General features: G+C 50.5%; 11 protein-coding genes. 5 read left to right on the top strand and 6 right to left on the bottom strand.

Going from position 1 to position 10,623, the window contains the following annotated elements; genetic code table 11:
• Nucleotides 1–117 precede the first annotated feature (117 nt).
• Nucleotides 118–1,950: an ABC transporter ATP-binding protein gene (locus tag ACN4EG_RS18470; protein ID WP_431631609.1), complete on the top strand. Its 1,833-nt coding sequence runs from the start codon at nt 118–120 to the stop codon at nt 1,948–1,950.
• Nucleotides 1,951–2,007: 57 nt separating this feature from the next.
• On the opposite strand, the gene ACN4EG_RS18465 is transcribed toward ACN4EG_RS18470, so the two are convergent.
• Nucleotides 2,008–2,346, bottom strand: a complete 339-nt coding sequence (locus ACN4EG_RS18465; RefSeq protein ID WP_431631653.1) for a hypothetical protein — start codon at nt 2,344–2,346, stop codon at nt 2,008–2,010.
• Here ACN4EG_RS18465 and ACN4EG_RS18460 point away from each other — a divergent pair.
• The 3 genes from ACN4EG_RS18460 to ACN4EG_RS18450 all read left to right on the top strand — a co-directional run bounded on the left by ACN4EG_RS18460 (nt 2,289) and on the right by ACN4EG_RS18450 (nt 3,527).
• On the top strand, nt 2,289–2,828 hold the full coding sequence (locus ACN4EG_RS18460; RefSeq protein ID WP_431631607.1) for an ABC transporter ATP-binding protein: 540 nt from the start codon (nt 2,289–2,291) through the stop codon (nt 2,826–2,828). The genes ACN4EG_RS18465 and ACN4EG_RS18460 overlap by 58 nt on opposite strands.
• Nucleotides 2,829–2,900: 72 nt before the next feature.
• Complete coding sequence (gene cynS / locus ACN4EG_RS18455) at nt 2,901–3,350, top strand: cyanase (protein ID WP_431631606.1); 450 nt, start codon at nt 2,901–2,903, stop codon at nt 3,348–3,350.
• Between the two features lie 15 nt (nt 3,351–3,365).
• Entirely contained in the window at nt 3,366–3,527 is a 162-nt protein-coding gene (locus tag ACN4EG_RS18450; RefSeq protein ID WP_431631605.1) for a hypothetical protein, read from the top strand.
• Between the two features lie 214 nt (nt 3,528–3,741).
• On the opposite strand, the gene ACN4EG_RS18445 is transcribed toward ACN4EG_RS18450, so the two are convergent.
• Both ACN4EG_RS18445 and ACN4EG_RS18440 read right to left on the bottom strand, forming a co-directional pair.
• Complete coding sequence (locus tag ACN4EG_RS18445; protein WP_431631604.1) at nt 3,742–5,067, bottom strand: DNA methyltransferase; 1,326 nt, start codon at nt 5,065–5,067, stop codon at nt 3,742–3,744.
• 200 nt (nt 5,068–5,267) lie between these two features.
• Nucleotides 5,268–6,956 (bottom strand): ABC transporter substrate-binding protein, encoded by a 1,689-nt coding sequence (locus ACN4EG_RS18440; RefSeq protein ID WP_431631602.1) that lies wholly within the window; start codon nt 6,954–6,956, stop codon nt 5,268–5,270.
• A gap of 186 nt (nt 6,957–7,142) precedes the next feature.
• Between ACN4EG_RS18440 and ACN4EG_RS18435 the strand changes: the two genes are divergently transcribed.
• Complete coding sequence (locus ACN4EG_RS18435; RefSeq protein WP_431631601.1) at nt 7,143–7,868, top strand: Uma2 family endonuclease; 726 nt, start codon at nt 7,143–7,145, stop codon at nt 7,866–7,868.
• 48 nt (nt 7,869–7,916) lie between these two features.
• On the opposite strand, the gene ACN4EG_RS18430 is transcribed toward ACN4EG_RS18435, so the two are convergent.
• From ACN4EG_RS18430 to ACN4EG_RS18420, 3 genes are all read right to left on the bottom strand, one after another.
• Nucleotides 7,917–8,180, bottom strand: coding sequence for a hypothetical protein (locus ACN4EG_RS18430; RefSeq protein WP_431631600.1), 264 nt, complete (start codon nt 8,178–8,180; stop codon nt 7,917–7,919).
• A 181-nt stretch (nt 8,181–8,361) separates the two neighbouring features.
• Entirely contained in the window at nt 8,362–9,423 is a 1,062-nt protein-coding gene (locus ACN4EG_RS18425) for an amino acid ABC transporter substrate-binding protein (protein WP_431631598.1), read from the bottom strand.
• Nucleotides 9,424–9,465: 42 nt separating this feature from the next.
• Complete coding sequence (locus tag ACN4EG_RS18420) at nt 9,466–10,269, bottom strand: TPM domain-containing protein (RefSeq protein WP_431631596.1); 804 nt, start codon at nt 10,267–10,269, stop codon at nt 9,466–9,468.
• Between the last annotated feature and the right edge of the window lie 354 nt (nt 10,270–10,623).

The raw sequence follows: 10,623 nt of genomic DNA, 5'->3' as shown, positions 1-10,623 counted from the left end.
GCTTGAAATTTACCTGTTATCCGCTTAGCCGCCCGCAATGTCGCATGGTTGGGGCGAGTGTGAATCGGGAATCTTGAGCAATCCATTGGGGAGTATTCCACGAAAACTGAAATCCGAATGCAAGCCAATTTTATCCAGAAGTTAGCCAAGGAACATCCCGAGAAGTTTCAGCTCCATCCCTCCGCCTTAAAGCTGTATGCTCGTTTTTTTCAATATATTTGGCAACAGAAATGGTGGTTTTTGCTAGGTTCCAGTACAGTCTTTGGATTATCTTTTCTCCAAATTCTAACGCCCCAACTCACCCGTTACATCATTGATGAAGTCATTCCCCATCAGGACTTAGCGCAGGTTCCTTGGATTGGGGCTGGCATTTTAGGAATTGCGATCGCCACTGGAGGACTTAACTTTATTCGGAACTATAGTTTGTCTCAAGTCGGCCAACAAACGGTGTATGGACTGCGCGATCAGCTCTATCGCCACCTCCAAGATCTTTCTCTGCAATTCTATGAAAATCAGCGAACGGGCACATTGATGATCCGGTTGACTAAGGATGTGGAATCTGTTGAAAAGCTAATTACAACAGACGTTGCTGAAATTATTGCTGAAACTTTTACATTTATGGTGGTGGTTAGTTACCTCCTCTATGTGGACTGGCAACTCACAGGATTATTATTGATTTCTCTTCCCATCATGGTTCTTTTAAGTCAGCAATTTGGGGAGTGGATGCGGACTATCTACCGCGACATTCAGGATCAGAGTGCTGCAATTAACAACCACCTTCAGGAAACGTTAACCAACGCCAAGCTTGTCAAAGCCTGTGCGAACGAAACCTACGAAATCGATCGCTTCAGTCTTTACAACCAGTCCCATCGGGATGCCAACTTGCGTGCAGTCAGCCTTTGGTCAATCTTTATGCCCGTGATTGACATCATGAATTCCTTGGGGACAATCATCGTTTTAACCTTTGGCTCTTGGCAAGTGATGAAACAGCAGATTACGCTTGGTGAAATGACGGCATTTCTTGCCTACCTCAATCCCATTAGCCAACCTGCCAAGCGCTACAGCCGTGTTTTTAATGTCCTCCAAAAGGGTGCAACAGCCCTAGAACGCATTTTTGAATTATTAGACACGCAACCGAAAGTTTTGAATAAACCCGATGCGATTGTCCTCCCATCCCTCGTCGGCAACATTCGCATGACTAATGTTAGCTTTAGTTACCAGTCCCATCAACCGATATTACATCACATCAACTTGGAAATTGCCTCTGGGATGACAATCGCCTGTGTGGGGTCTTCTGGTGCAGGAAAAAGTACGATCGCAAATCTGTTGGCTCGATTCTACGATCCAGATTCCGGCTGTATCACCATTGATGGACACGATTTACGCAATTTAGATTTGCCAACCTTTCGCCGTCAGATCGGTCTAGTTTCCCAGGAGACGTTGTTACTTCACGGAACGATTTTCGACAACATTGTCTATGGGCAGCCCCATGCTTCTAAAGACCAAGTTCAACAGGCAGCAAAACTAGCCTATGCCCACGATTTCATCGGTCAGTTTCCCGAAGGATACGACACGATTATTGGCGAGCGGGGGGTTAAACTTTCGGGTGGGCAACGGCAACGCCTCGCGATCGCCCGTGCATTAATCAAAGATCCTCAATTACTGATTTTAGATGAAGCCACATCTTCACTTGATACAGAATCCGAAACACTAATTCAACAAGCTCTAACGCATCTGATGAAACACCGAACTTGTTTTGTCATTGCCCACCGATTATCAACAATTCGGAATGCCGACCTGATTGTTGTCCTTGAGCAAGGCAAGATTATAGAAATGGGAAAACATGATGAATTACTCGATCATGGCGATCGCTATGCCAAACTTTATGCAATGCAGTTTCCTCAAAAATCAATTGTCACGAATGAGCAGCAGAGTAGGCTTAATCAATAAGATACCCTACCCTTTCATCTGAAATTTTATTGGTACGCTGTTTCCTCTCAATTACTTCTAACACACGATCGGTACCAACCGACATCCCTCCGGTACCCACTGCCAAAGCGCCTTCAACTCTCTAGGTTCCGGCCTCGTCCCCAACCCCAACCGCGCCAAAATCACCCGAATAATTACCCCATTAAACTGCGGCGGAAACCGAAACTGTTCCTGGGCATGATCCAGAAAGAACGTCTTGTAATACTTCCCCAACCGAATTTCCAGCGCTGCAATCTCATCTAACAACGGCTCCACCTGATCCAACCGATCGCGGGGTCGTCTTTCAAAACTATGCGTTAATGCCCTGGATGACGGTTGCCGAAAACATCCAGTTCGCCGTGGAAACCGTTTATCCATCGATGGCGATCGCTGAGCGCAAGTCCATTGTTCAGGACTACATTGGCTTAGTTGGTCTGCGCGGCGCTGAAGCCAAACATCCCCACGAACTCTCTGGCGGGATGAAGCAGCGGGTTGGCATTGCCCGCGCCTTAGCGATTAATCCGCAGATTTTGCTAATGGATGAGCCATTCGGGGCGCTCGATGCCCTCACCCGTGGCTTTTTGCAAGACGAAATCGAACGGATTTGGGAGCAGGAACGCAAAACCGTGATTCTGATTACCCACAGTATTGAAGAGGCTCTGTTATTGTCCGACAAAATTGTGATGATGACGCGGGGCCCAGCGGCGCGCATTGCTCAAGTATTGGATGTGCCCTTTCCTCGTCCGCGCCGACGGGAGGAACTCGACCAATATCCCGGCTACCACGCGCTGAAAGCCGCAATGGAACAGCATCTTTCCTACGAAACCCGTGCTGTGGAAGAGTCTCGCGTTCGGAAATAGCCCCCTAGTCGAATACGCAGGGGCACAAACTGCAACAGAAATTAAACCCATTGAAATTTCAAGGATCCAACCATGTCAAGGACTGAACTTTCCGCGATTACAGTAACCCTTCTGGACGCTAAAAAGGCAAAGGGGATTACGTTCGCAGAGTTAGAGCAAGCGATCGGTCGTGACGAAGTTTGGCTGGCTGCTGTCATCTATCGACAAGCCAGTGCTTCTGCCGATGAAGCTAGCAAGCTACTGCACCTGCTGGGGTTAAGTGAGGATCTAGTGCCTGAACTAACGGCTTCTTCAGTTAAGGGCTTGGGGCCAATCGTTCCCACCGATCCGCTGATCTATCGCTTTTACGAGATCATGCAGGTGTATGGAATGCCGATGAAGGAGATCATCCATGAAAAGTTTGGGGATGGCATCATGAGCGCGATCGATTTCACCTTGGACATTGACAAAGAAGAAGATCCGAAGGGAGATCGGGTCAAAGTGACCATGAATGGCAAGTTCCTGCCCTACAAGAAATGGTAATCCGGAGCATCCCCAATGAAACGACGCCATGGGATACGGAGTGGTTTGCAGGCTAACGCCACCCCTAAACTAACGGTGAGCAACGATTGGATCAGCTATATCACCAAGGTCTTAGCCTTGATCGGACTTTGGCAAGTCCTTGCAAACAGCACACGACTACTCACTCACTGGTTTTAGCATGACCCACAGGCACTGGTTCCGTGTTATGGGGAATTTGGGCTGAAACCCTTATCCAGTAAGGGATACAGCCGTTCAAAGGCGCAATCCTCAGAATTCGCTAATCATAAGGGTTTTGGCGATTTTTCCCACGCGGCGGAACCAGTGCCCAGCGATCGGAATGAATAGAATTAGTTGGGCTGCTGAGGTTGCTAACCGTTGCTCATCTTAGTCCCTAAAGAGGCCGATCGCTGTAGGGATAGGGTCGATCGGGAAATGTCCCAGGCCAGCGCAGAAGCACCACTTCCTCCCGCATTTGTTCCTTCGTCGCAGTGGCAATGCGCGTTCTAAACAGGTCAATACCCATTACTTCGTAACCCAATCCCTCCGCGACATTCGCCAGCAACTCCCCCGTGCGAATCATCACTTGCAAATAGGACTTCTGATCGCCCACGACATAGGCTAATTGCGCCCCAGGCCGTAGCACCGTCCGCAGATCGGCCAAATGCTTAGCCATGCCTCCAAAATAGAGCTTCACTGCCCGGTGATACAGGCGCTCAAACCCACTGGTTTTATTCAAATCAATGCGCCGTTGTTCAATTTCCTGGGCAATGCGTTGAATTTCCGGATGTTTGGACACCCACTGGTCATCCTGATCCGCCGCATAGACATTACGTGTATTCGATCGCAACAACCCCTGTTTCAGCGATCGTAAATCCGCCTTCGTTTGTAAAAAGCCCAACAGTACCGACTCCAAACGGGTAGTGCGTGTGTAATCCTTCTCGTTGGGGTAAGGGGGTGAAGTGATGATCGTATCGATCGACTGCGGCGCTAACAACGGTAAGATGTTACGGGAATCGCCATGGTGAACGGTAGCAGCAACGCTGGGCAAAGTCTTGAGATATTGCAGATCCTCCGCCATCGCCTGCACCCGATCGAGCCAAACCCCCACCACATCTGCGTCTTCCTTGGCTTTGCCCACCCCCACTTCTGGGCCAAAGTACAAATTACTCACATCAGACACCGCCGTCCTGGCAAGGGCTAACTTCAGGTGCCGATCGACGGCGCGATCACCCCCCGGTTCTAACTTGTCCAACCCGTCCAACACTTCCCGCAGCACCAACAGCTTATGCAACGGGCGCGGACTGATGGAGTTCTTCAGAAGTAACTTACTGGCTTCCTCCGACAGTTCCCGCAGTTCAGTTTCCTGCTGCATGACCGCCGTCGCCCGATCGGTCACCTGGGCCGCTTGGTGTAGCAGTTCCACCGGATCCGGTGTCCAATCCAGCTTAACCGACCCCGCAAACCAGGCCATGGGGTTCGCCTCCACCCCCACGCTGGCAATTCCTAGCTTTTTGCCCTCCACTACCGTCGTGCCCGTGCCACAGAACGGATCGAGCATGGTTTGGTCAGCCCCGATCGCGAACTTGTTCAAATATTCCTGCACCAAATGGGCCGGAAAGGACAGGACAAACCGATACCAGTCATGGGCAGCCCGATCGCACGATCGTAGTTGATTAATTTCCGGTCGGCTTAAATCCTGGGGTGAAACACTGCCCATAGTGTGACTAGCTGCAAAAAGACCAATTTGGACACTAGCTTACCATGTCTCTTGCTTCCTGCATGGTTTTCTCATGACGGTGAGCTGCGATCGATGATTTCAGATCTAAGGGCCTAGCTGAGAAATAACATTCTCCGTTTACCCCTTGACCCACCTACCCCTCCACCCTTTCCCTTGCAATTATATTTGTACGCAGTCCCCTAAGTGGGTGGGTAACTAGCGGTGGATCGTTGTAACTTCCAGAGGGGAATTTTTTGGGTCGCCTCTAAACTTGCGCCGAGAATCTCCTGTTGCACAAATAGAAAATCCTTGCTTTGCCAGAGGGGGATAAACGGCACATCCTCCGCCACGATCGCTTGCAATTCCGCAAACAGTTGTTGGCGTTTAGCTGGATTGAGTTCCTTGCGACTTTGGGCCAGCAGTTGATTGGCCCGATCGTTGTAGTAAAACGATCCCTGCAAAACCGATTGCCCTTCACTACAGCCCGTTTTTACATCTCCCTTTGTGCAATCCACAAACGGTTGAATGTAGCTATCCGCATCTAGATAATCCGGTGACCAATCTAGTAACATCATTGGATATGCACCCTTATCCAAATTATTGTAGGCTGTGACCGATTCCACGCCATTCAGTTGCAGCTCTAGCATTCCTCCCATTGTTTTCTTAGCTAATGCCTTCAGTGTTACGACCGATAATTGATCGTTGGTTAAGTTCGATCGATACCAGAGTTCAACTTTTAAAGGATTCTGCGCGGAAAATCCTGCTTTTTGCAGTAAGTCTTTTGCTTTTTCGATATTACGATCGCCGTACTGGGTTTTAAACGTGGGGACATGTTCCGCTAGGGTTGCTGGAATCAGGCTGTAGAGCGGATCAACCTGCTGCTCAAAAATGCGCGATTGCAATAATGATCGATCGACCAAGGCGGCAATCGCCTGTCGCACGGCTTTTTGATCCAATGGTGGAGAATTCAGATTGATCGTTAAATAATCAATACCACTGCCTGCCTGTTCAATAATTTGCCAATGTTTCTGAGCAACGGAGTCCTTGAGGTTGCGAATTTGTTCGATCGCGAGGCTTTGGGTGGCGAGATCGACGGCTCCCGTGCGAAAGGCATTGTATAAGTTGGCAGGGCTAGAGAAGATTTGCACATCTACACCAGCATTGCTCGGTTTGCCGCCCCAGTATTGCTCAAAGGGTTCCAAACGCAATCGATCGACGTTAAAATCCACCAACTTATAAGGCCCAGTTCCCACGATTTCCTTTGGTTTAAATTCGCCTTCTTTAATCGTGTAAGCCTTGGGGGAAACGGCACAGGCTCCCGAAAAGGCTAGCAGGGAAGGAAAAGCAGCAAAGGGCTTTTTGAGTTTAATGGTCAGTTCGTAGGGCGCAGTGGCTTTGACTTGTTCGATCGCGTCGGACAGCAGAAACGAAGGCGATCCGCCATTTTGCATGAACCGTTCTAAGGAAAAGGCCATGGCCGCAGCATCAAAGGCAGTCCCATCGTGGAAGAAAACGCCTTGGCGCAGGGGAATGGTGTAGGTTAACCCGTCAGCACTGACCTTGGGAAAGCGAGTGGCCAGTTGGGGCACCAGTTCGCGGGTGCCCAGTTTGTAGGTGTAGAGCCGATCGCTGAGGTTGTAGAGCAGCGTCCCTTCAAAGCTACTGTAGGCATCGGCGGGGTCGATCGTGCTGATGTTAGCGGTGGTACCGAGGGTGATGCGGCCAGGGTTAATATAGCGAGAGTCGGCAGATTTGGCCCCCGTTGGAGAACCCGGTCGGCTGGCGCTGCAACTGACGATCAAAAGGCACGCGCAGAAGAAAAGGCCCAGTTTGATCAGGAGAGATCGCAGGGTGATGGGTCTACGAGTGGGGGAAGATCGTCGATTCATCCTCGGATACCGTGGAATTGAGAATTGAGATTACATTACACTACTCGATACCTGACTCGATGCAATTTGTGACTTGAGGGGTTGAGGCGTTGGGTGAAAGTGCGGGGAATGGAGCGATGGAGCGGGGCAGGGAGGCTAGAATGGAGATGATTTCGGGATCGGGTAAATCTTTGTCGGGCCACTTCTATGACGACGTTTTCTCAGGTTGATCCAGATCTGTTGTATCCAGATAGTGATGGACAACCGATGTCAGATAATACGAAGCAATTCCGCTGGATTGTCACAATTAAGGAGAATTTGGAGATTTTATTTGCCGATCGAGCGGATGTGTTTGTGGCGGGGGATTTGCTGTGGTACGCAGTGGAGGGACAGCCCAAGGTACGGCAAGCGCCGGATGCCATGGTGGTGTTTGGTCGTCCCAAAGGCGAACGCGGTTCCTACAAGCAGTGGGTCGAGGAAGGCATTGCACCGCAGGTTGTGTTTGAAATTTTGTCACCGGGCAATACAGCGTCGGAAATGGCTCGGAAAAGAGAATTTTATGACACCTATGGGGTGGAGGAATATTACGAATATGATCCCGATCGCCAGCGTTTGCGGGGGTGGATACGTCAGGGAACTGAGTTAGGGCCGATCTCGGTGATGCAGGATTGGGTGAGTCCTCGGTTAGGGATTCAGTTTAGGCTGGGGACGGAAGAATTGGAGATTATTAGATCGGATGGTCAGCGGTTTTTGGCGTCGGTGGAGTTGGCGCAACGGGCAGAGCAGGCACAGCAACGGGCAGAGCAGGCCGAAACTCAATTGCGGCAGGTGGTACAAAATTTGCGACAGGCGGGAATGCCGATCGAACAGATCATGCAAATGACAGGGATGACGGCGCAACAGGTGGCGGAGATTTGTGGCGAGATCCCTTAAAATGCCTAATCCATGGCTCCTAGAAGCCTGAAGGGATGAGCCTTACCGCTAATAATTTTCGTTCGGTATCAGATAAGCCACAAATCCATCCCGACTGCGTTCAATCTTGATGCTGGAGCCGTCTTCATGGTGAATGTAGGCTGTTTGTAGGTTTTCGGAAGGGAGCGATCGCTCTAACAAAGTTTTCAAGCTAATGACTTGAAAGGCAACGGTTGCGTATTGACTCAGATGACGAGAGGTCATGATCGGCAAACCTGACGGATCGAATTGGCCAACACACACCAGTGTATTTTCTTGATCGGTAAAATCCATAGGTTCAGTGCGAATGTTTGGTGCGAAGATTTAGTGCAAATCTGCAAGATTGCTGAGGTCTGCTGCAAGTTATTTTTGTTGATAGAATGCCCAATTTTGAGCGATCGCCGTACCTGCCCAATTGGCAGCTATTTCTAATCGACAATTATTTCCGATCGGAACAATAGGAACGCCTAGAGACCTAACGGAACGGTGGGGCATACATCAATCCACCATTGCTCCACAATTTATTTTGACCTCGAGGGAGATTCAGGGGTGTTTTGCTGCCAAGGTTGCGATCGTAGATTTCTCCATAATTTCCCACATGGCGAATAATTCGTACCGCAAAATCATTGGACAGACCTAACCCTTTACCCAAGTCGCCCTCTGTTCCCAGAAATCGTTTAACGCGAGGATCTTCACTGTTTAATTGCTGGGGTAAATTGCTAGCGGTAATACCTAGTTCTTCTGCTTCGATGAGGGCGTAAACGACCCACTTGACTACATCCTGCCATTGCGAATCCCCATCCCTAACTGCGGGGGCTAAGGGTTCTTTGGATAAGGCTTCGTCGAGAATCACGTTCTCAGTTGAATTGGGAAGCTTGGTGCGACGGGAGATCAGTTGGGAGCGATCTGCCGTTACCCCATCACAGCGTCCGCCTGCATAGGTGCCAAAGACCGTATTCACATCCTCAAACACGATCGGCTTGAAGGGAATATTGCGGCGGCGCATTTGGTCAGTCAGATTTTGTTCCGTCGTGGTTCCAATTTGGATGCAAATCGATTTATTTTTGAGGTCTGTCAATTTGCGAATACCGCTGGATTTCCGCACCATAATGGCTTGGCTGTCGTAGAACACGACCGGAGCAAATTCCATGCCCACGGACGTATCGCGGCTGAGGCTCCAAGTGGTGTTGCGGCTGAGAATATCGACTTCCCCAGTCTGGACTGCCGTGAAGCGCTCCTTGGCGTTGAGGTTGCGAAATTCGACGGCGTTGGGATTGTCAAACAGCGCCGCTGCGATCGCGCGACAAATATCCACATCTAAGCCGCTGTATTCGCCGTCTTGGTTGACAAAGCTAAACCCTGGTAACTCGCCGCTGACGCCGCACACCAGTTCGCCTCGCCCTTGTACGACACTCAGCCTAGCACTCTGCGCTGAGCCAGCCACGGGGACTGAGCCACCGGTATCAACCTCAGCGCCACATCCTGCTAAGGGCACCATGACCGCTAGATAACCCAACCATCGACGCCAATGACCCATGGGAAACAGTCCTCATCAAATTGGTCTACAGGAGGGGGCTGCCTACGATTCGGGACTGGGAGGTCGGCCAAGGACGGGGGTGAGATAGGCGACTAAAGCACCGATCGCAAATCCCGAAAAATTCCGCAGCAGAGGTAACCAATCGGCGGTGCGGGTCACCACAGGGCCAATCCCAAAGGCAATGAACAAAATTCCCCACAGTGGCGAAAAAATCAGTGCCCACTGCCAAGCGAAGACTTGACCTTCTTTCCGGGGTTGGGAGGCAAACCCGAAGATTAATCCACCGACGATCGAAGTGACGAGGGTGAGAATCCATTGCTCTCGGGGTAGGCCGGGAACGACTTGGCAACCCCCTTGGCGGAGGCAGAGTTCCAAGGTTTGGATGGTTTGTAGAATTGACTGATCTTCGCCATTGTCCCGAACGAAGAACTGATTGCCAAACCGGGTTTGGAGCTCGATCCAAAAGGTGCGGGGCAGTAGGGGATAGAGGGCATCGCCTACGCTGAAGTTGAGCAGATTGCCGCCCCGAGGATCAGCAACAAGCATTACGCTGCGATCGTCTAAGCCCCAAAATTCTTTAACTGCACGGCCTGGGGTGCGATCGTACTGGGTCAGCACCCGCAGTTTCCAGCCTGTTTCCTGTTCAAAATCTGTGAGTTCCTGGGACAGTCTCGTTTCTTGAATCTCCGTCAGCGCCTTCGCCAAATCAATCACATTAGTGGGCTGATTTGGCAACAATTCGGGGTTGTTGTAGGCTTGGGCGGCGGGGGCGATCGTCCAAATTCCTAGCGCGATAACGCAAGCTACGGACACACTAACCAGACGACGAACAGGCAAAAACTTCATTGGCTCAGGCTGCAAATGTGGAACAGGAGCAAGCAAACTTGTGAAGATCATGATACGGGACAGTGTCTACTTCCCCAAGTCATCATTTTCTTTACATTTGTTAACGCTACTCTCATCTTACGGGGCTGTGTTCATCGGATCAAGGGGCTTTCGCTTCTCCAAGTCTTGGCTAAGCTCAGATGAAGACGCTAAAAATACTCATCTTCTAAGGCCGATTCTAAGGGCGATCGATCGGGTGGAGACGATGTTTGCGAAGGAGTAGACTGGGGCACAGACTGGGTTTGGGGAGTAGGCGATCGGAGTTGCCGTCGGGCAGAAGGGCGAGAGGAGGAGGGTTCGGGGGGGGCATTGGGG

Origin of the sequence: Alkalinema pantanalense CENA528 (genome assembly GCF_050753345.1) — a bacterium.
Classification (GTDB): domain Bacteria; phylum Cyanobacteriota; class Cyanobacteriia; order Leptolyngbyales; family Leptolyngbyaceae; genus Alkalinema; species Alkalinema pantanalense.
This window is presented reverse-complemented; position numbering and strand designations above follow the sequence as displayed.